31 protein-coding genes are annotated in these 17,682 nt (G+C 35.3%); 30 read left to right on the top strand and 1 reads right to left on the bottom strand.

Annotated elements, in window-relative coordinates; genetic code table 11:
• Positions 1-71: 71 nt before the first annotated feature.
• Entirely contained in the window at positions 72-1,766 is a 1,695-nt protein-coding gene (locus RBH94_RS02760) for a POTRA domain-containing protein (RefSeq protein ID WP_307882258.1), read from the bottom strand.
• Between the two features lie 178 nt (positions 1,767-1,944).
• On the opposite strand from RBH94_RS02760, the gene rpsL reads away from it, so the two are divergent.
• The 30 genes from rpsL to rpsD all read left to right on the top strand — a co-directional run bounded on the left by rpsL (position 1,945) and on the right by rpsD (position 17,680).
• Complete coding sequence (rpsL, locus tag RBH94_RS02755; RefSeq protein WP_027138488.1) at positions 1,945-2,319, top strand: 30S ribosomal protein S12; 375 nt, start codon at positions 1,945-1,947, stop codon at positions 2,317-2,319.
• 22 nt (positions 2,320-2,341) lie between these two features.
• On the top strand, positions 2,342-2,818 hold the full coding sequence (gene rpsG / locus RBH94_RS02750; protein WP_188223480.1) for a 30S ribosomal protein S7: 477 nt from the start codon (positions 2,342-2,344) through the stop codon (positions 2,816-2,818).
• Between the two features lie 6 nt (positions 2,819-2,824).
• On the top strand, positions 2,825-4,951 hold the full coding sequence (gene fusA / locus RBH94_RS02745) for an elongation factor G (RefSeq protein ID WP_307882257.1): 2,127 nt from the start codon (positions 2,825-2,827) through the stop codon (positions 4,949-4,951).
• 11 nt (positions 4,952-4,962) lie between these two features.
• Complete coding sequence (gene rpsJ / locus RBH94_RS02740; protein WP_188214800.1) at positions 4,963-5,268, top strand: 30S ribosomal protein S10; 306 nt, start codon at positions 4,963-4,965, stop codon at positions 5,266-5,268.
• A gap of 128 nt (positions 5,269-5,396) precedes the next feature.
• On the top strand, positions 5,397-6,014 hold the full coding sequence (gene rplC / locus RBH94_RS02735) for a 50S ribosomal protein L3 (RefSeq protein ID WP_188223482.1): 618 nt from the start codon (positions 5,397-5,399) through the stop codon (positions 6,012-6,014).
• On the top strand, positions 6,014-6,643 hold the full coding sequence (rplD, locus tag RBH94_RS02730; protein ID WP_188223483.1) for a 50S ribosomal protein L4: 630 nt from the start codon (positions 6,014-6,016) through the stop codon (positions 6,641-6,643). The genes rplC and rplD overlap by 1 nt, the downstream gene beginning before the upstream one ends.
• 5 nt (positions 6,644-6,648) lie before the next feature.
• A complete protein-coding gene (gene rplW, locus RBH94_RS02725; RefSeq protein ID WP_188214803.1) occupies positions 6,649-6,939 on the top strand; it encodes a 50S ribosomal protein L23 in 291 nt (96 codons plus the stop codon).
• Between the two features lie 10 nt (positions 6,940-6,949).
• Positions 6,950-7,774: a 50S ribosomal protein L2 gene (gene rplB / locus RBH94_RS02720; RefSeq protein WP_307882256.1), complete on the top strand. Its 825-nt coding sequence runs from the start codon at positions 6,950-6,952 to the stop codon at positions 7,772-7,774.
• Positions 7,775-7,777: 3 nt separating this feature from the next.
• A complete protein-coding gene (gene rpsS / locus RBH94_RS02715; protein WP_188223485.1) occupies positions 7,778-8,056 on the top strand; it encodes a 30S ribosomal protein S19 in 279 nt (92 codons plus the stop codon).
• Between the two features lie 6 nt (positions 8,057-8,062).
• Complete coding sequence (gene rplV / locus RBH94_RS02710) at positions 8,063-8,470, top strand: 50S ribosomal protein L22 (RefSeq protein WP_188223486.1); 408 nt, start codon at positions 8,063-8,065, stop codon at positions 8,468-8,470.
• A gap of 9 nt (positions 8,471-8,479) precedes the next feature.
• Positions 8,480-9,196 (top strand): 30S ribosomal protein S3, encoded by a 717-nt coding sequence (gene rpsC, locus RBH94_RS02705; protein ID WP_188223487.1) that lies wholly within the window; start codon positions 8,480-8,482, stop codon positions 9,194-9,196.
• A 19-nt stretch (positions 9,197-9,215) separates the two neighbouring features.
• Positions 9,216-9,635, top strand: a complete 420-nt coding sequence (gene rplP, locus RBH94_RS02700; protein ID WP_188223488.1) for a 50S ribosomal protein L16 — start codon at positions 9,216-9,218, stop codon at positions 9,633-9,635.
• A 13-nt stretch (positions 9,636-9,648) separates the two neighbouring features.
• Positions 9,649-9,840 carry a 50S ribosomal protein L29 gene (rpmC, locus tag RBH94_RS02695; protein WP_188223489.1) on the top strand — a complete coding sequence of 64 codons (192 nt, stop codon included), beginning with the start codon at positions 9,649-9,651 and terminating at the stop codon, positions 9,838-9,840.
• Between the two features lie 12 nt (positions 9,841-9,852).
• Positions 9,853-10,110: a 30S ribosomal protein S17 gene (gene rpsQ, locus RBH94_RS02690; RefSeq protein WP_044637136.1), complete on the top strand. Its 258-nt coding sequence runs from the start codon at positions 9,853-9,855 to the stop codon at positions 10,108-10,110.
• 2 nt (positions 10,111-10,112) lie between these two features.
• Complete coding sequence (rplN, locus tag RBH94_RS02685; RefSeq protein ID WP_188223490.1) at positions 10,113-10,481, top strand: 50S ribosomal protein L14; 369 nt, start codon at positions 10,113-10,115, stop codon at positions 10,479-10,481.
• Between the two features lie 15 nt (positions 10,482-10,496).
• Positions 10,497-10,808: a 50S ribosomal protein L24 gene (gene rplX / locus RBH94_RS02680; RefSeq protein WP_188223491.1), complete on the top strand. Its 312-nt coding sequence runs from the start codon at positions 10,497-10,499 to the stop codon at positions 10,806-10,808.
• A gap of 2 nt (positions 10,809-10,810) precedes the next feature.
• Positions 10,811-11,362, top strand: coding sequence for a 50S ribosomal protein L5 (gene rplE / locus RBH94_RS02675; protein WP_188223492.1), 552 nt, complete (start codon positions 10,811-10,813; stop codon positions 11,360-11,362).
• 3 nt (positions 11,363-11,365) lie between these two features.
• Positions 11,366-11,635, top strand: coding sequence for a 30S ribosomal protein S14 (rpsN, locus tag RBH94_RS02670; protein ID WP_188223493.1), 270 nt, complete (start codon positions 11,366-11,368; stop codon positions 11,633-11,635).
• A 72-nt stretch (positions 11,636-11,707) separates the two neighbouring features.
• Positions 11,708-12,106, top strand: a complete 399-nt coding sequence (gene rpsH / locus RBH94_RS02665) for a 30S ribosomal protein S8 (protein WP_188223494.1) — start codon at positions 11,708-11,710, stop codon at positions 12,104-12,106.
• Positions 12,107-12,117: 11 nt separating this feature from the next.
• Complete coding sequence (rplF, locus tag RBH94_RS02660) at positions 12,118-12,660, top strand: 50S ribosomal protein L6 (protein ID WP_188223495.1); 543 nt, start codon at positions 12,118-12,120, stop codon at positions 12,658-12,660.
• A 10-nt stretch (positions 12,661-12,670) separates the two neighbouring features.
• Entirely contained in the window at positions 12,671-13,027 is a 357-nt protein-coding gene (gene rplR, locus RBH94_RS02655; RefSeq protein WP_188223496.1) for a 50S ribosomal protein L18, read from the top strand.
• A 5-nt stretch (positions 13,028-13,032) separates the two neighbouring features.
• Positions 13,033-13,557, top strand: coding sequence for a 30S ribosomal protein S5 (gene rpsE / locus RBH94_RS02650; protein WP_188223497.1), 525 nt, complete (start codon positions 13,033-13,035; stop codon positions 13,555-13,557).
• A gap of 12 nt (positions 13,558-13,569) precedes the next feature.
• A complete protein-coding gene (gene rpmD / locus RBH94_RS02645; protein WP_188223498.1) occupies positions 13,570-13,749 on the top strand; it encodes a 50S ribosomal protein L30 in 180 nt (59 codons plus the stop codon).
• Positions 13,750-13,765: 16 nt separating this feature from the next.
• The gene (gene rplO / locus RBH94_RS02640; RefSeq protein WP_188223499.1) at positions 13,766-14,218 is read left to right on the top strand and encodes a 50S ribosomal protein L15; all 453 of its coding nucleotides are present in this window, start codon (positions 13,766-13,768) and stop codon (positions 14,216-14,218) included.
• A 15-nt stretch (positions 14,219-14,233) separates the two neighbouring features.
• Positions 14,234-15,577, top strand: a complete 1,344-nt coding sequence (gene secY / locus RBH94_RS02635) for a preprotein translocase subunit SecY (protein WP_188223500.1) — start codon at positions 14,234-14,236, stop codon at positions 15,575-15,577.
• Between the two features lie 10 nt (positions 15,578-15,587).
• Entirely contained in the window at positions 15,588-15,803 is a 216-nt protein-coding gene (gene infA / locus RBH94_RS02630) for a translation initiation factor IF-1 (RefSeq protein WP_007094967.1), read from the top strand.
• Between the two features lie 4 nt (positions 15,804-15,807).
• Positions 15,808-15,924, top strand: coding sequence for a type B 50S ribosomal protein L36 (gene ykgO / locus RBH94_RS02625; protein WP_013305171.1), 117 nt, complete (start codon positions 15,808-15,810; stop codon positions 15,922-15,924).
• A 108-nt stretch (positions 15,925-16,032) separates the two neighbouring features.
• Positions 16,033-16,407, top strand: coding sequence for a 30S ribosomal protein S13 (rpsM, locus tag RBH94_RS02620; protein ID WP_188223501.1), 375 nt, complete (start codon positions 16,033-16,035; stop codon positions 16,405-16,407).
• A gap of 98 nt (positions 16,408-16,505) precedes the next feature.
• Complete coding sequence (rpsK, locus tag RBH94_RS02615; protein ID WP_188214822.1) at positions 16,506-16,898, top strand: 30S ribosomal protein S11; 393 nt, start codon at positions 16,506-16,508, stop codon at positions 16,896-16,898.
• A gap of 176 nt (positions 16,899-17,074) precedes the next feature.
• Entirely contained in the window at positions 17,075-17,680 is a 606-nt protein-coding gene (gene rpsD, locus RBH94_RS02610; protein ID WP_188223502.1) for a 30S ribosomal protein S4, read from the top strand.
• Positions 17,681-17,682: the final 2 nt, after the last annotated feature.

Raw genomic sequence — 17,682 nt, 5'->3', positions numbered from 1 at the left:
TGTCTTAATGACTGTAATTGTTGTAATTACTGTGTGAAAGAGTGGTTTGTTTTGAGGGGTTTGTGTTTTTCTTAAAAAGAAGCAGTTAAACTTATATGAATCTTAGAATTTGATATTTTAAATGCGGTATTCTCATTTTTTCCGTTTGCGTAATTTAGCTTTAGGAGACCAGCTTTTGTGAAGATTCCAAAACCAAAACCAAAACCATAAAGTTTTTCTTCAATATCGGTAATTTGATTTTTATAATAGGCGATGTCTGTAATGGAGTGAATATAAATTGAGTTACTTAGTTGGTAACGGTATTCGGTGTTTAAAACATTGAATAGAGAAGCGTAAATACTGTTTTCTTCAAAACCTCTAATAGAGTTAATGCCACCAAAGCGCATCAATTCGTTTTCAAGATAGTCGTCTGAATTTAAAATGCCTCCAGTTAGTTTGAAGTAAACGGAGTTTTTTAAGTTGATGTTTAAAATTTTAAACGCTTCCAAATTAAATAGAGATTGCTTCTGGTTGTTGTTGTCTTGTTTGCGTGAACCAAAATTGCTTTCTATATAAAATTTGGTGTTTAAAGGGAAAAGTAAATTGTTAGGTTGGTAGGTTTTAAACTCGTAAGCTAAGGTGTAGTAATTGGTTGTGTAATCTATTAAGGTGGAAGGGATGTTTGTTGAAAGTAAATTGTTGGATTCTGTTAATGTTACACCTGTATAAATTTTGTGTTTTGGGTTTATTTGATAATGTAGCTTGGCAGATTGATTGACTGTGGTAAAGGAGGAATCTTTTTTAAAAATCCTTAATAGAAGGTCTAAACCAATAGGTGTTTTAAATAAATAAGGAAGTGAAGCGTTGGCTTCAAAAGTTTTTTGTTCATTCTCATCGCTCTTGTATAATAAGCGTAAAGTTTCTCCGTAATTTAAATTATTGGTCAGGTTTAAATTTAAATACCCGTCAAATTGTAACTGGTTAGTGTCTTCGTTGGTTCCGAAACCTAAAAAACCGTCAAACGCATTGCTTTTTGTTTTTTCGAGGTAGAGATACAGGGTCGTAGAATCTTTTGAGAAAAGAACTTCAGGCGATTTTGTTTCGGTTGCAAATCTTAAATTATTCAGTTGAGATGTTTTTTCTTTTACCTCATTAAGATTAAATAATTGTCCGGGTTTTATTTTCAGGAAATGTTTTAAAAACGATTCTGGGAATTTCTCGTATCCTTTAATGAGGATATTGCTAATCTGTCGCTTTTTGGTTTCAGATGATGTGATTAACGTTCCTTTTAAAGTAGTTACGTTTTCAATGGTGACTTCCGTAAGTTTGAGTTTTGAAAACGGATAGCCTTCTTCGGTTTGTTTTTTATTTATAAAATTTAAAGTGGTTTCAATGTCTTTAAAAGCAATTGTAAAATACTCTGGAGTAATATCTCTGGATATTGATGTTAATACTTTTGGGTTAATATCTGTGTTACTATAATATATATGTATAGACTGATATTGATTTTTTAGATTAAAAATCGTTGAAAATGTAGAGTCGTTTAATTTAAGAATTTCGGAGTGCTCGTTTTCTATAAATCCTATTTTTTGAAGGGAATTTTGTAAAGAATCGATTTTCTTTTTTATTGATAAATAATTAAGGTGCGACGTGTTGTAGTTTAAAGCCTCTAAAACTTTGTTTTCGGTTTCATTACCTCCTTTAACAGTTAAGTATAAGTTTTGGCTAATCAGATTGGTAGCTAAAACAGATTGAAAAACGAATAAGATGATAATTTTTTTTATCACAGTAAATGAAGGCGGTTTTTTGATGTAAATCTAACTGAAAAGCCACACATAAATTTTATGATGTCATATTTTTTTAAATTCTATTGAAAATTAATGATTTAGGATTTGAATTTTTAAATTAAATTTCTACCTTTGCAGCCCTCTTAGAAGAGGATTGAAAATTTTATATATAATTTATATGCCAACAATTTCACAATTAGTAAGAACAGGAAGAGCCAAAATAACCAAGAAGAGTAAATCGGCTGCTTTAGATTCTTGTCCTCAAAGACGTGGAGTATGTACGCGTGTTTACACTACAACACCAAAGAAACCAAACTCAGCAATGCGTAAAGTTGCAAGGGTAAGGTTAACAAATGGTAATGAGGTGAACGCTTATATCCCAGGTGAAGGACACAATCTACAAGAGCACTCGATAGTATTGGTTAGAGGTGGAAGGGTAAAAGATTTACCAGGAGTTAGATATCACATCGTTCGTGGTGCTTTAGACACAGCAGGTGTACAAGGTAGAACACAACGTAGATCTAAGTATGGTGCTAAACGCCCTAAGAAGTAATTTAAAACTTTAAGAAGAAGACATGAGAAAAAGAGCAGCAAAAAAGAGACCGCTTTTACCGGATCCGCGTTTTAACGATCAGTTAGTGACTCGTTTCGTTAACATGATGATGTGGGATGGTAAGAAGTCTGTAGCTTTTAAAGTATTCTATGATGCTATTGATATTGTAGAGTCTAAAAAAACTGACGAAGAAAAAACAGCTTTAGAGACTTGGAAAGATGCTTTATCTAATGTGATGCCTCACGTAGAAGTACGTAGTCGTCGTGTTGGTGGTGCAACATTCCAAATTCCAATGCAAATCCGTCCAGATCGTAAAGTTTCAACTGCTATGAAGTGGTTAATCGGGTACGCTCGTAAAAGAAACGAAAAATCTATGGCACAACGTTTAGCTTCAGAAATTTTAGCAGCAGCTAAAGAAGAAGGAGCAGCGGTTAAGAAAAGAGTAGATACTCATAAAATGGCGGAAGCTAATAAAGCATTCTCTCACTTTAGATTTTAATAAGAAATGGCAAGAGATTTAAAATATACAAGAAATATTGGTATTGCGGCTCACATTGATGCTGGTAAAACAACAACAACAGAGCGTATACTTTATTATACTGGAGTGTCTCACAAAATTGGTGAGGTACATGATGGTGCAGCAACTATGGACTGGATGGAGCAAGAGCAAGAGCGTGGTATTACTATCACATCTGCAGCTACAACTTGTACGTGGAAATTCCCAATGGAAAATGCACAGCCATTACCAGATACTATGGATTATCACTTCAATATTATTGATACTCCTGGTCACGTTGACTTTACAGTAGAGGTAAACCGTTCATTACGTGTATTAGATGGTTTAGTATTCTTATTTAGTGCAGTAGATGGTGTTGAGCCACAATCTGAAACTAACTGGAGACTTGCAGACAACTATAAAGTACCACGTATTGGTTTCGTTAACAAGATGGACCGTCAAGGATCTAACTTCTTAGCAGTATGTCAACAAGTAAAAGATATGTTAAAATCTAATGCGGTGCCAATCGTATTAAACATTGGTGACGAAGCAGATTTTAAAGGTATCGTAGATTTAGTTAAGAATAGAGCTGTTGTGTGGCATGATGAAACACAAGGAGCTACTTTCGACGTTGTAGATATTCCAGAAGATATGAAAGAAGAAGCACGTAAATACCGTGCGCTTTTAATCGAGGAAGTTGCAACTTACGATGAGAACTTATTAGAAAAATTCATGGAAGATGAAGATTCTATTACAGAAGATGAAGTGCACGCTGCACTTAGAGCTGCTGTAATGGATATGGCTATCATTCCAATGATTTGTGGTTCTTCATTCAAAAATAAAGGTGTTCAGTTCTTATTAGATGCTGTATGTCGTTATTTACCTTCTCCATTAGATAGAGATAATGTAGTAGGAACAAACCCTAATACTGGTGACGAAGAAACTCGTAAGCCATCTGTAGATGAGCCGTTCGCAGCATTAGCATTTAAAATTGCTACCGATCCTTTTGTAGGTCGTTTAGCATTCTTCCGTGCTTATTCTGGACGTTTAGATGCAGGGTCTTATATCTTAAACAACCGTTCAGGTAAAAAAGAGCGTATCTCTCGTATTTACCAAATGCACTCTAACAAACAAAACGCTATCGAATATATCGAAGCTGGAGATATTGGAGCTGCAGTAGGATTTAAAGATATTAAAACTGGTGATACTATGTCTGCTGAAAATGCACCAATAGTATTAGAATCTATGGAGTTCCCAGATCCAGTAATTGGTATCGCAGTAGAGCCTAAAACTAAGGCTGACGTAGATAAAATGGGTATGGCTTTAGCAAAATTAGCTGAAGAAGATCCAACATTTACAGCAAGAACAGATGAAGCTTCAGGACAGACTATTATCTCTGGAATGGGTGAGCTTCACTTAGATATTATTGTTGACCGTCTTAGACGTGAGTTCAAGGTTGAAGTAAACCAAGGACAACCTCAAGTAGAGTACAAAGAGGCTGTTACTCAAGTTGCTCAACACCGTGAAACTTATAAGAAACAATCTGGTGGACGTGGTAAATTCGCAGATATCGTATTTACTTTAGAGCCGGCAGAAGAAGGTAAAGATGGTTTAGAATTCGTTTCTGAAATTAAAGGTGGTAACGTTCCTAAAGAATTTATCCCTTCAATTGAAAAAGGATTCAAAGAAGCTATGAAGAATGGTCCATTAGCAGGATACGAAGTTGATGCTATGAAAGTAACATTAACAGACGGTTCTTACCACGATGTGGATTCGGATCAATTATCATTCGAATTAGCTGCGAAATTAGGATTTAAAGCTGCTGCAAAAGCTGCGAAAGCGGTAATCATGGAGCCAATGATGAAACTAGAGGTAATTACTCCAGAAGAAAACATGGGTGACATTGTAGGAGATTTAAATAGAAGAAGAGGTCAAGTAAGTGACATGAGTGATAGAGCAGGAGCTAAAGTTGTAAAAGCTATCGTTCCGTTATCAGAAATGTTTGGTTATGTAACTACATTAAGAACATTATCTTCTGGTCGTGCAACATCTACTATGGAATTCTCACACTACGATGAAACTCCTTCAAACATCGCTGAAGAAGTAATCAAAGCAGCTAAAGGAGTTGAAGCTTAAAATCTAAGAAAATGAGTCAAAAAATTAGAATAAAATTAAAATCATACGATCACAACTTAGTAGACAAGTCTGCTGATAAGATTGTAAAAACAGTAAAAAATACTGGCGCTGTAGTAACGGGACCAATTCCATTACCTACAAACAAAAAGATCTTTACTGTGTTACGTTCTCCACACGTAAACAAGAAGTCAAGAGAGCAGTTCCAATTAAGCTCTTACAAGAGATTAATGGATATCTACTCTTCGTCTTCTAAAACAATTGACGCTTTAATGAAACTTGAATTACCAAGTGGAGTTGAAGTTGAGATTAAAGTTTAAGTAGAACAATCGACATGTCCTTAACGACTGGTTAGGGAAAAACGGAAAAATACAATTCAAGGCTGAAACGTATTTTTGGCCTTGAGTTTTTTTAATAACAAATAGTAATAATTAATAAATAATTTAATATGTCTGGGTTAATTGGAAAAAAAATCGGTATGACCAGCATTTTCGATGAAAATGGGAAAAACATTCCTTGTACAGTAATCGAAGCGGGTCCATGTATCGTTACCCAAGTCAGAACCAACGAAGTTGATGGGTATGAAGCTCTTCAATTAGGTTTCGATGACGCGACAGAAAAAAGCGCAACTAAAGCTGACCTTGGTCATGCTAAAAAGGCTGGAACTTCTGTAAAGCGTAAAACCGTTGAGTTTAAAGGTTTTGGTGAGGAGTACAAATTAGGTGATGCGATCACAGTAGATCATTTTATCGAAGGAGAGTTCGTTGATGTTTCAGGAACGTCTAAAGGTAAAGGATTCCAAGGGGTTGTAAAACGTCACGGTTTTGGTGGTGTAGGTCAAGCGACACACGGTCAGCACAACCGTTTAAGAGCTCCAGGTTCTATTGGTGCAGCTTCATATCCTGCGAGAGTATTCAAAGGAATGAAAATGGCCGGAAGAATGGGGAATGATCAAGTGAAAGTTGAAAATTTAAGAGTTTTAAAAGTAGTTCCAGAAAAGAACTTACTTGTTGTTAAGGGATGTGTTCCTGGACACAAAAACGCTTATGTAATTATTAGAAAGTAATGGAAGTAGCAGTTTTAGATATAAACGGAAAAGATACTGGAAGAAAGGCAAACCTTTCTAACGAAGTATTTGCTATTGAGCCTAATAATCATGCAGTATATTTGGATGTTAAGCAATACTTAGCAAACCAAAGACAAGGAACTCACAAATCTAAAGAGAGAGGTGAGATCTCAGGAAGTACTCGTAAGATTAAAAAGCAAAAAGGAACAGGTACTGCTCGTGCGGGTAGCATCAAGTCTGGAGTGTTTAAAGGTGGTGGACGTATGTTTGGTCCAAGACCAAGAAACTATAGCTTCAAACTTAACAAAAACGTTAAACGTTTAGCTCGTAAATCAGCGTTAAGTATTAAAGCAGGAGAGCAATCAGTAGTTGTATTAGAAGATTTCAACTTTGAAACTCCAAAAACTAAGAACTTCACTGCAGTGCTAAAGGCCTTAAACTTAGAGAATAAAAAGTCTTTATTTGTGTTGGGTGCGTCGAATAATAATGTATATTTGTCGTCACGCAATTTACAAGGCTCTGAAGTTGTAACTGCTTCAGAATTAAACACTTACAAGATTTTAAATGCAAGTCAAGTAGTTGTTTTAGAAGGCGCTTTAGAAGGAATTGAAACAAATTTAAGTAAATAGAAACCATGAGTATCTTAATTAAACCTATAATCACAGAGAAAGCGACTGCAGATAGCGAGTTAAGAAACTGCTATACTTTCGCAGTGAACACAAAGGCGAACAAGATAGAAATCAAGAAAGCGGTAGAAGCTGCTTACGGTGTTTCTGTTGAAAAAGTTCGTACTATAAATGTCCGTCCAGAAAGAAGAACACGTTATACAAAAACTGGTCTTCAACATGGTAAAACAAATGCTGTTAAAAAAGCAATTGTACAACTGGCGGAAGGTGAAATGATTGATTTATACAGTAACATGTAATTAAAGACAAATGTCAGTAAGAAAATTAAAACCAATCACACCAGGGCAGCGTTTTAGAGTAGTAAATGGTTATGACGCCATTACTACTGATAAGCCGGAGAAAAGTTTATTAGCTCCGAAAAAAAGGTCTGGTGGTAGAAACAGTCAAGGAAAAATGACCATGCGCTACATTGGTGGTGGTCATAAAAAGAAGTATCGTATTATCGATTTTAAACGTAACAAAGCTGGTATCCCTGCTGAAGTTAAAACTATCGAGTACGATCCAAACAGAACCGCTTTTATCGCATTATTGAATTATCAAGATGGCGAGAAAAGATATATCATTGCTCAAAACGGTTTACAAGTAGGTCAAACTGTAGTTTCAGGAGAGAATGTAGCTCCAGAAATTGGTAATGCAATGCCTTTAAGTCAAATTCCTTTAGGAACAATTATTTCTTGTGTTGAGTTACGTCCAGGTCAAGGAGCTGTTATGGCTCGTAGTGCTGGTGCTTTTGCTCAGTTAATGGCGAGAGATGGTAAATTTGCAACTGTAAAATTACCTTCAGGCGAAACAAGATTAATTTTAGTTAACTGTTTAGCAACTATTGGAGCAGTATCTAACTCAGATCACCAATTATTAGTAGGTGGTAAAGCTGGTAGAACTCGTTGGTTAGGAAGAAGACCACGTACTAGACCAGTAGTGATGAACCCGGTTGATCACCCAATGGGTGGTGGTGAAGGACGTGCTTCAGGTGGACACCCACGTTCTAGAAACGGCGTTCCTGCTAAGGGTTACAGAACGCGTTCTAAAAAGAACCCAACAAATAAGTATATCGTAGAACGTAGAAAGAAATAAGACATGGCAAGATCATTAAAAAAAGGACCTTACGTTCATTATAAATTAGAAAGAAAAGTAGCTGCTAACGTTGAGTCTGGTAAGAAAACTGTAATTAAAACTTGGTCTCGTGCCAGTATGATTACTCCAGATTTCGTAGGACAAACAATCGCAGTACACAATGGCCGTCAATTCGTTCCAGTATATGTTACTGAAAACATGGTAGGTCATAAATTAGGAGAATTTTCACCAACACGTTCATTCCGTGGACATGCAGGTGCTAAAAACAAAGGTAAAAAGTAGTAAGCTATGGGAAGTCGTAAAAAACAAATGGCAGACGCTATTAAGGAAGAGAAAAAGCTAGTTGCTTTTGCTAAGCTTAATAATTGTCCTACATCACCAAGAAAAATGCGCTTAGTAGCCGATTTAGTAAGAGGTGAAAAAGTTGAGAAAGCACTAAACATATTAAAATTTAGCCAAAAAGAAGCTTCAAACCGTTTAGAGAAATTGTTATTGTCTGCAATTGCAAACTGGCAAGCTAAAAACGAAGATGCAAGCATCGAAGACGCTGAATTATTTGTAAAAGAGATTAGAGTAGATGGCGGATCTATGTTAAAAAGATTACGTCCAGCTCCTCAAGGTCGTGCACACAGAATTAGAAAACGTTCTAACCACGTAACTATCGTTGTTGGAGCTAACAATAACACACAAAGCTAAGATAGAAGTATGGGACAAAAAACAAATCCAATCGGAAATCGCTTAGGTATTATCAGAGGATGGGAATCTAACTGGTACGGTGGTAATGACTACGGAGATAAGCTTGCCGAAGATGATAAAATTAGAAAATACGTTCACGCGCGTTTATCTAAAGCTAGTGTAAGTAGAGTAATTATCGAGCGTACTCTAAAACTTGTAACCGTTACTATCACTACTGCTAGACCTGGTATTATTATCGGTAAAGGTGGACAAGAGGTAGACAAGTTAAAAGAAGAGCTTAAGAAAATTACTGGAAAAGAAGTTCAGATTAACATCTTTGAAATTAAAAGACCTGAACTTGATGCATATTTAGTAGGAGCAAGTATTGCCCGTCAAATTGAAAACCGTATTTCATACAGACGTGCAATCAAAATGGCTATCGCTGCTACAATGCGAATGAATGCTGAAGGAATTAAAATCGAAATTAGTGGACGTTTAAACGGTGCTGAGATGGCACGTTCTGAGCACTACAAAGAAGGTCGTATTCCTTTATCAACCTTTAGAGCCGATATTGACTATGCTTTAGTTGAGGCACACACTACTTACGGTAGATTGGGTGTTAAAGTATGGATCATGAAGGGTGAAGTATATGGTAAAAGAGAGCTTTCTCCGCTTGTTGGGTTATCTAAGAAGCAAGGAAAAGGTGGAGCCGGACGTGGAAACTCTAAACCTCGTCGTAGAAAGTAATTTTTTAAAGTAAAGAAAAATGTTACAGCCTAAAAGAACAAAATTTCGTAAGCAACAAAAAGGACGTATGAAAGGTCTGTCTCAAAGAGGACATCAACTTTCAAACGGAACTTTTGGAATAAAAGCATTAGACGCTGTGTTTATCACGTCTCGTCAAATAGAAGCTGCACGTATTGCTGCAACCCGTTATATGAAAAGAGAGGGGCAACTGTGGATTAAAATTTTCCCAGATAAGCCAATCACTAAAAAGCCTTTAGAGGTACGTATGGGTAAAGGTAAAGGTGCTGTTGAATATTGGGTGGCAGTAGTTAAACCAGGAAGAGTATTATTTGAAATTGGAGGTGTGCCTTTAGAAGTAGCGCAAGAAGCGTTACGTTTAGCAGCACAAAAACTTCCAGTAAAAACTAAGTTTTTAATTGCTCGCGATTACGAAGCATAATTTATTTGATATTATGAAACAATCAGAAATTAAAGAATTATCAGTAGCCGAGTTACAAGAGAAACTTGGTGAAACAAAAAAGAGTTATTCAGACCTAAAATTAGCTCATGCAATATCTCCTTTAGAGAATCCAATTCAATTACGTTCTTTAAGAAGAGACGTAGCAAGAATTGCGACCGAATTAACTAAAAGAGAATTACAATAATTCTGCTAAAAGATGGAAACAAGAAATTTAAGAAAAGAACGTATAGGAGTTGTTACTAGTAACAAAATGCAGAAATCTATTGTAGTTTCTGAGGTTAAAAAAGTAAAACACCCTATGTATGGTAAGTTCGTGTTAAAAACGAAAAAATACGTTGCACACGACGAAACAAACGATTGTAACATTGGAGATACTGTAAGAATCATGGAAACACGACCTTTAAGTAAATCTAAATGTTGGAGATTAGTTGAAATCATAGAAAGAGCTAAATAATTATGGTACAGCAAGAATCAAGATTAAAAGTAGCAGACAACACTGGAGCAAAAGAAGTTTTGGTAATCCGTGTTTTAGGTGGTACAAAAAGAAGATATGCTTCTGTTGGAGATAAAATTGTAGTTTCTGTAAAAGATGCTACTCCAAACGGAAACGTAAAAAAGAAAGCAGTTTCTACTGCTGTTGTTGTACGTACTAAGAAAGAAGTAAGAAGACCAGACGGATCTTATATTAGATTCGACGATAATGCTTGTGTATTATTAAACCCAGCGGGTGAGATGAGAGGTACACGTGTATTTGGTCCTGTTGCTAGAGAGCTTCGTGATAAACAATTCATGAAAATAGTATCATTAGCACCAGAAGTGCTTTAATACATTAAATTAAAGATGACAAAGCTTAAAATAAAAACTGGAGATACTGTAAAAGTAATTGCTGGAGACCACAAAGGTACAGAAGGTAAAGTACAAAAAGTATTAATAGAAAAGAACAAAGCGATCGTTGAGGGGGTTAACTTGGTTAAGAAACACACTAAACCAAGTGCCCAAAATCCTCAAGGTGGTATCGTAGAGAAAGAGGCTCCTATTCATATTTCAAACTTAGCGTTGTTAACTTCTAAAGGAGAAACAACAAGAGTAGGTTATAAAGTAGAAGGCGATAAAAAAGTAAGATTTTCTAAAAAATCTAATGAAGTATTATAGTTATGGCATATTCACCTAGACTTAAAGAAGAGTATAAAAGCAGAATAATTGCTGCTCTTACAGAAGAATTTGGATATAATAATGTAATGCAAGTTCCTAAACTAGAAAAGATAGTAATATCTAAAGGTGTGGGAGCTGCAGTTGCAGACAAAAAGTTAATTGACTACGCAGTAGAAGAGTTAACAACTATATCTGGACAGAAAGCGGTAGCAACTTTATCTAAAAAAGATGTTGCAACGTTTAAATTACGTAAAGGGATGCCAATTGGTGCTAAAGTAACTTTACGTGGAGAAATGATGTACGAGTTTTTAGATCGTTTAGTAACATCTGCTTTACCCCGAGTAAGAGATTTTAACGGAATTAAAGCTACAGGATTTGACGGACGTGGTAACTACAACTTAGGAATCACTGAGCAAATCATTTTCCCAGAGATAAATATTGATAAAGTTAATAGAATCTCAGGAATGGATATTACATTTGTAACATCAGCAGAAACCGATAAAGAAGCAAAATCATTATTAACCGAATTAGGATTACCTTTTAAAAAGAACTAAGTTATGGCTAAAGAATCAATGAAAGCCCGCGAGGTAAAAAGAGCAAAAACAGTAGCTAAGTATGCTGAGAAACGTAAAGCTTTAAAAGAAGCTGGAGACTACGAAGCATTACAAAAGTTACCAAAAAATGCTTCTCCTATTCGTAAGCATAATAGATGTAAATTAACAGGAAGACCTAGAGGTTACATGAGAACATTTGGTATCTCACGTGTAACGTTTAGAGAAATGGCCAATCAAGGTCTTATTCCTGGTGTAAAAAAAGCAAGTTGGTAATATTATTTTAAATAATCAGATTTAAGGTTCGGCTACCAACGCCGAAAACCAAAATCGCAAAATCAATTCATTATGTACACAGATCCAATAGCGGATTATTTGACAAGAGTTAGAAATGCTGTGCGTGCAAACCACAGAGTGGTTGAAATCCCTGCATCTAACTTAAAGAAAGACATCACTAAAATATTATTCGAGCAAGGATATATTTTAAGTTACAAGTTCGATGATTCTACAGTACAAGGAACTATTAAAATAGCGCTTAAGTACAACAAAGAAACAAAAGAGCCTGTAATCAAGAAGATTGAGAGAGTAAGTAAACCAGGTTTACGTAAGTATGCAAGTTCAAAAGAACTTCCTAGAATTCTTAACGGTCTTGGTATTGCCATCGTTTCTACTTCTCACGGAGTAATGACTGGTAAACAAGCCAAGAGAGACAATGTAGGTGGTGAAGTTTTATGTTACGTTTACTAAAAATATAAGATATGTCAAGAATAGGTAATAACCCAGTAGTAATTCCAAACGGAGTTACAGTTGATGTAAAAGACAACTTAATTACAGTAAAAGGAAAGTTAGGAGAATTAACTCAAACTTTCGAATCTGTAGATGTTAAAGTTGAAGATACTAATGTTTTAGTAACACGTTCTGCTGATTCTAAAGACCAAAAGGCAAAACACGGTCTTTACAGAGCTTTAGTAAACAACATGATTAAAGGTGTTTCTGAAGGTTGGACAAAAGAATTAGAATTAGTAGGTGTAGGATATAGAGCTAGCAACCAAGGTAACAAACTTGAATTAGCTTTAGGTTTTTCTCATAATATTGTAATGGACTTAGCTCCAGAAATTAAGGTTGAAACAGTATCTGAAAAAGGGAAGAATCCATTAGTGAAACTAACATCTCATGACAAACAACTTGTAGGACAAGTAGCTGCGAAAATTCGCGGATTTAGAAAACCAGAGCCTTACAAAGGTAAAGGTATCAAGTTTGTTGGTGAAGTTTTAAGAAGAAAAGCAGGTAAATCAGCTTAATAAGTAAGTTATGGCATTGACAAAACACGAAAGAAGAATAAGAATTAAAAACAGAATTCGTAAGATTGTTTCTGGAACAGAAGCAAGACCAAGATTAACTGTTTTTAGAAGTAATAAAGAAATTTATGCTCAAATTGTAGATGACGTAACTGGTAAAACTATCAGTGCTGCATCTTCAAGAGACAAAGATATTAGTTCTGTAAAAGCTACTAAAATAGAATTAGCTAAGTTAGTAGGTAAAACAGTTGCTGAGAAAGCTATGAAAGCTGGTATAGAAACTATCGCTTTTGATAGAGGTGGATATTTATACCATGGTAGAGTAAAATCGTTAGCTGAAGGAGCTAGAGAAGCAGGACTTAAATTCTAAAAATTATGTTTCAAAAATATAAAAGCGCAGAGTTAGTAAAACCAGGTGGATTAGATCTTAAAGATCGTTTAGTTGGTGTACAAAGAGTTACCAAAGTAACTAAAGGAGGTAGAGCATTTGGTTTTTCAGCAATCGTAGTAGTAGGTGATGAAGCTGGTGTTGTAGGTCAAGGTTTAGGAAAATCTAAAGACGTTGCAACAGCTATCGCTAAAGCCGTAGAAGATGCAAAGAAAAACTTAGTGAGAATTCCATTAAAAGGAAAGACATTACCTCACGAGCAAAAAGGTAAATTCGGAGGAGCTAGAGTAAACATCATGCCTGCTGCAGAAGGTACCGGAGTAATTGCTGGTGGTGCTGTAAGAACAGTATTAGAGGCAGTTGGTGTACACGACGTATTATCTAAATCTCAAGGATCATCTAACCCTCATAACGTGGTAAAAGCAACATTTGATGCTTTATTACAGTTAAGAGATGCTAACGCGATCGCTAGAGATAGAGGTATTTCACTTGAACAAGTTTTTAAAGCTTAAAAATTTAAAGAGATGGCAAAAATTAAAGTTACAAAAGTTAAAAGCGCTATCAACAAGCCGCTTAGACAAAAAAGAGTACTTGAGTCTCTTGGATTAAAAAAGATTGGTCAAGTAGTAGAGCATGAAACCACACCAAGTATCCTTGGTATGGTTGCTAAAGTTTCACATTTAGTTTCTGTAGAAGAAGCTTAAAAATATAAACTGAAAAATGGATTTAAGTAATTTAAAACCTGCAGAAGGTTCTGTAAAAAACCAAGGGAAAAGAGTAGGTAGAGGACAAGGTTCTGGTAAAGGTGGTACTGCTACACGTGGTCACAAAGGAGCTAAGTCTCGTTCTGGATACTCTAAGAAAGTAGGATTTGAAGGAGGGCAAATGCCAATTCAAAGACGTGTTCCTAAGTTTGGTTTTACTAATATTAACCGCGTAGAATATCAAGGGATTAACTTAGATACTTTACAACAGTTAGTAGATGATAACAAAGTTACAGATACAGTAGATTTTGAAACTTTATTCGCTAACCGTTTAGCTGGAAAGAATGATCTAGTTAAAATTTTAGGTAGAGGAGAGTTAAAAGCAAAATTAAAAGTATCTGCACACAAATTTACTGCTTCAGCAAAAGCTGCTATCGAAGCTGCAGGAGGTGAAGCTGTAACATTATAAGACCTTATTACAAGTATGAAGTTTATAGAATCGTTAAAGAATGTTTGGAAAATAGAAGAACTAAGAAACAGAATTACCGTTACGCTTGGTTTGTTATTAGTTTATCGTTTTGGTGCTCAAGTAGTACTTCCTGGTATTGATGCCGCTCAATTAGAAGGATTGAGTGACAGTACAGACGGAGGTTTATTAGGATTACTAAATGCCTTTACAGGGGGTGCCTTTGCAAATGCATCTGTATTTGCTCTTGGTATCATGCCTTACATTTCTGCTTCTATTGTAGTACAGTTAATGGGAATCGCTATTCCTTATTTACAAAAACTACAGAAAGAAGGCGCAAGTGGTCAAAAGAAAATTAATCAAATTACACGTTGGTTAACTATTGCTATATGTTTATTACAAGCTCCAGGTTACCTGGCAAGTTTACCAGCATTAGGGATTCCTACAAGTGCATTTTTATTAGGTCAAGGACCATTATTCTATTTCTCATCAGTTTCTATCTTAGTAACCGGATGTATCTTTGCGATGTGGTTAGGAGAAAAAATTACGGATAAAGGTATAGGCAATGGTATTTCACTATTAATTATGGTGGGTATCATTGCTCGTCTACCAGCCGCTTTTCTTCAAAACGCAGCCACTAGATTAGAAGGGAATAACGTAATGTTAATTCTTTTCGAACTAGTTATTTGGTTTGCAATTATCTTAGGTGCTATCATGCTTGTTATGGCTGTTAGAAAAATAGCTGTAGAATATGCAAGAAGAACAGCAAGCGGTGGCTATGAAAAAAGCGCTGTAGGGTCTAGACAGTATATTCCATTAAAGCTTAATGCTTCTGGAGTAATGCCTATCATATTTGCACAAGCAATTATGTTTGTTCCTAGTTTAATTGGAGGATCGTCTTTCTTAAAGGAGACAGCTACAGGAATCTGGTTACAAACAAACTTTGCAGATATATTTGGACTTTGGTACAACTTAGTATTTGCCTTTTTAATTATTGTATTTACATATTTCTATACGGCAATTACAGTACCAACAAACAAAATGGCTGACGATTTAAAACGCAGTGGAGGTTTTATTCCAGGTATTCGTCCTGGTTCAGAAACTTCAGAATATCTAGATAAGATAATGTCTCAAATTACCTTACCAGGTTCATTATTCTTAGCATTAATAGCTATATTTCCAGCATTTATTGTTAAGTTAATGGGCGTACAACAAGGATGGGCATTATTCTTTGGTGGTACCTCACTAATTATTTTAGTAGGTGTAGCGATAGATACTATGCAACAGGTAAATTCTTACTTGTTAAATAGACATTATGATGGCTTGATGAAAACAGGTAAAAATAGAAAAGCAGTAGCTTAATTATTATACTATGGCAAAACAGGCAGCAATAGAACAAGACGGAACAATTATAGAAGCATTATCAAATGCTATGTTCCGTGTTGAATTAGAAAATGGTCACATTGTGACAGCACATATCTCTGGTAAAATGCGTATGCACTATATAAAACTTTTACCGGGAGATAAAGTAAAATTAGAAATGAGTCCTTACGATTTGACTAAGGCTCGCATAACTTATAGATACTAATACGATGAAAGTTAGAGCATCCGTTAAAAAAAGAAGTGCCGATTGTAAAATCGTGCGTAGAAAAGGTAGACTTTACGTGATAAACAAGAAGAATCCTAGATTTAAACAAAGACAAGGTTAAAATTGTACATGAGTTATTAGGGCTTAGAAGTTAGATGAGAATCTGTTCGAAATAGAAATGTTTAGGATTCTAACAACTAAAAACTAGCAACTAGAAACTAAAAACAATATGGCAAGAATTGCAGGTGTAGACATACCAAAAAACAAAAGAGGAGTTATCTCTTTAACTTATATCTACGGAATAGGTAGAAGTAGAGCAAAAGAAATATTAGCACAAGCTAATGTTGACGAAAGTATTAAAGTTCAAGATTGGAACGACGACCAAATCGCTGGTATTCGTGAAGCTGTTGGATCTTATACTATCGAAGGTGAGTTACGTTCTGAAACTCAATTAAACATTAAACGTTTAATGGATATTGGATGTAACAGAGGTATTCGTCATAGAGCTGGACTTCCGTTAAGAGGTCAACGTACTAAGAACAACTCTAGAACTAGAAAAGGTAGAAGAAAAACTGTTGCTAACAAGAAAAAAGCAACTAAATAATTAAAAGTCATTAGTATTTAGCTGTTAGATGAATCTGTTTGAAATGTAAAAGTTTAGGATTCTATCACTAACAACTAACAACTAGAAACTAAAATAATATGGCAAAATCAAATACAAAAACTACTAAAAAACGTAAAGTTATAGTAGATTCTGTTGGTGAAGCGCACGTTACGGCTTCTTTCAACAACATTATCATCTCATTAACTAATAAGAAAGGTGACGTAATTTCATGGTCATCTGCTGGTAAAATGGGATTTAGAGGTTCTAAGAAAAACACTCCTTATGCTGCTCAATTAGCTGCGGAAGACGCTGCTGCAGTTGCATCAGAAGCTGGTTTAAAGAAAGTAAAAGTATACGTTAAAGGTCCTGGAAATGGTAGAGAATCTGCTATCCGTTCTATCCACAATGCTGGTATCGAAGTAACAGAAATTATCGATGTTACTCCATTACCACACAATGGATGTAGACCTCCAAAACGTAGAAGAGTATAATTACTCTTAAAAACATATTTATAATAAAAATAATATCAGCTATTTATATAGTTGGTATTATTTTTTTTATGTAAATTTGCAAACTGAAAAATTAACAAGTATTAACGGGAGATTAACGATTATCGGAGGATAAGATTAAGACCTTAATCCATAATCACTCTCAAAAACAATTAGAAATGGCAAGATATACTGGTCCTAAAACTAAAATCGCTCGTAAATTTGGTGAAGCGATCTTCGGAGATGACAAATCTTTCGAAAAAAGAAATTACCCTCCTGGGCAACATGGTAACGCTAGAAAGCGTGGTAAAAAATCTGAATACGCTATCCAATTAGCTGAAAAGCAAAAAGCAAAATATACCTACGGAATCTTAGAAAGACAATTTAGAGGTTTATTTAAAAAAGCTAGAGCAGCTCAAGGAATTACAGGTGAGGTTCTTTTACAATTATGTGAATCTAGATTAGATAACGTTGTTTACAGAATGGGAATTGCTCCTTCTAGAAGTGGTGCAAGACAATTAGTTTCTCACAGACACATCACTGTAAACGGAGAGTTAGTAAACATTCCTTCTTACCAATTAAAAGCTGGAGATGTTGTAGCGGTAAGAGAAAAATCTAAATCTCTTGAAGTTATCGAAAGATCTTTATCAAACTCAAGTAACGTTTACGAATGGATTACTTGGAATGATGATACTAAACAAGGAACTTACGTTTCTGTTCCAGCAAGAATTCAAATTCCAGAGAATATCAACGAGCAATTCATCGTCGAGTTATACTCTAAATAATA

The sequence above is a fragment of the Aestuariibaculum sp. YM273 genome (assembly GCF_030908365.1).
Lineage (GTDB): Bacteria > Bacteroidota > Bacteroidia > Flavobacteriales > Flavobacteriaceae > Aestuariibaculum > Aestuariibaculum marinum.
The sequence above is the reverse complement of the archived record's forward strand: the minus strand, read 5'-3'. Positions and strand labels throughout refer to the sequence as shown.

What these genes read in the sequence shown, in the direction of transcription:
- rpsL (WP_027138488.1), top strand. Translation starts at nt 1,945, where the DNA reads ATGCCAACAATTTCACAATTAGTAAGAACAGGAAGAGCCAAAATAACC.
- rpsG (WP_188223480.1), top strand. Translation starts at nt 2,342, where the DNA reads ATGAGAAAAAGAGCAGCAAAAAAGAGACCGCTTTTACCGGATCCGCGT.
- fusA (WP_307882257.1), top strand. Translation starts at nt 2,825, where the DNA reads ATGGCAAGAGATTTAAAATATACAAGAAATATTGGTATTGCGGCTCAC.
- rpsJ (WP_188214800.1), top strand. Translation starts at nt 4,963, where the DNA reads ATGAGTCAAAAAATTAGAATAAAATTAAAATCATACGATCACAACTTA.
- rplC (WP_188223482.1), top strand. Translation starts at nt 5,397, where the DNA reads ATGTCTGGGTTAATTGGAAAAAAAATCGGTATGACCAGCATTTTCGAT.
- rplD (WP_188223483.1), top strand. Translation starts at nt 6,014, where the DNA reads ATGGAAGTAGCAGTTTTAGATATAAACGGAAAAGATACTGGAAGAAAG.
- rplW (WP_188214803.1), top strand. Translation starts at nt 6,649, where the DNA reads ATGAGTATCTTAATTAAACCTATAATCACAGAGAAAGCGACTGCAGAT.
- rplB (WP_307882256.1), top strand. Translation starts at nt 6,950, where the DNA reads ATGTCAGTAAGAAAATTAAAACCAATCACACCAGGGCAGCGTTTTAGA.
- rpsS (WP_188223485.1), top strand. Translation starts at nt 7,778, where the DNA reads ATGGCAAGATCATTAAAAAAAGGACCTTACGTTCATTATAAATTAGAA.
- rplV (WP_188223486.1), top strand. Translation starts at nt 8,063, where the DNA reads ATGGGAAGTCGTAAAAAACAAATGGCAGACGCTATTAAGGAAGAGAAA.
- rpsC (WP_188223487.1), top strand. Translation starts at nt 8,480, where the DNA reads ATGGGACAAAAAACAAATCCAATCGGAAATCGCTTAGGTATTATCAGA.
- rplP (WP_188223488.1), top strand. Translation starts at nt 9,216, where the DNA reads ATGTTACAGCCTAAAAGAACAAAATTTCGTAAGCAACAAAAAGGACGT.
- rpmC (WP_188223489.1), top strand. Translation starts at nt 9,649, where the DNA reads ATGAAACAATCAGAAATTAAAGAATTATCAGTAGCCGAGTTACAAGAG.
- rpsQ (WP_044637136.1), top strand. Translation starts at nt 9,853, where the DNA reads ATGGAAACAAGAAATTTAAGAAAAGAACGTATAGGAGTTGTTACTAGT.
- rplN (WP_188223490.1), top strand. Translation starts at nt 10,113, where the DNA reads ATGGTACAGCAAGAATCAAGATTAAAAGTAGCAGACAACACTGGAGCA.
- rplX (WP_188223491.1), top strand. Translation starts at nt 10,497, where the DNA reads ATGACAAAGCTTAAAATAAAAACTGGAGATACTGTAAAAGTAATTGCT.
- rplE (WP_188223492.1), top strand. Translation starts at nt 10,811, where the DNA reads ATGGCATATTCACCTAGACTTAAAGAAGAGTATAAAAGCAGAATAATT.
- rpsN (WP_188223493.1), top strand. Translation starts at nt 11,366, where the DNA reads ATGGCTAAAGAATCAATGAAAGCCCGCGAGGTAAAAAGAGCAAAAACA.
- rpsH (WP_188223494.1), top strand. Translation starts at nt 11,708, where the DNA reads ATGTACACAGATCCAATAGCGGATTATTTGACAAGAGTTAGAAATGCT.
- rplF (WP_188223495.1), top strand. Translation starts at nt 12,118, where the DNA reads ATGTCAAGAATAGGTAATAACCCAGTAGTAATTCCAAACGGAGTTACA.
- rplR (WP_188223496.1), top strand. Translation starts at nt 12,671, where the DNA reads ATGGCATTGACAAAACACGAAAGAAGAATAAGAATTAAAAACAGAATT.
- rpsE (WP_188223497.1), top strand. Translation starts at nt 13,033, where the DNA reads ATGTTTCAAAAATATAAAAGCGCAGAGTTAGTAAAACCAGGTGGATTA.
- rpmD (WP_188223498.1), top strand. Translation starts at nt 13,570, where the DNA reads ATGGCAAAAATTAAAGTTACAAAAGTTAAAAGCGCTATCAACAAGCCG.
- rplO (WP_188223499.1), top strand. Translation starts at nt 13,766, where the DNA reads ATGGATTTAAGTAATTTAAAACCTGCAGAAGGTTCTGTAAAAAACCAA.
- secY (WP_188223500.1), top strand. Translation starts at nt 14,234, where the DNA reads ATGAAGTTTATAGAATCGTTAAAGAATGTTTGGAAAATAGAAGAACTA.
- infA (WP_007094967.1), top strand. Translation starts at nt 15,588, where the DNA reads ATGGCAAAACAGGCAGCAATAGAACAAGACGGAACAATTATAGAAGCA.
- ykgO (WP_013305171.1), top strand. Translation starts at nt 15,808, where the DNA reads ATGAAAGTTAGAGCATCCGTTAAAAAAAGAAGTGCCGATTGTAAAATC.
- rpsM (WP_188223501.1), top strand. Translation starts at nt 16,033, where the DNA reads ATGGCAAGAATTGCAGGTGTAGACATACCAAAAAACAAAAGAGGAGTT.
- rpsK (WP_188214822.1), top strand. Translation starts at nt 16,506, where the DNA reads ATGGCAAAATCAAATACAAAAACTACTAAAAAACGTAAAGTTATAGTA.
- rpsD (WP_188223502.1), top strand. Translation starts at nt 17,075, where the DNA reads ATGGCAAGATATACTGGTCCTAAAACTAAAATCGCTCGTAAATTTGGT.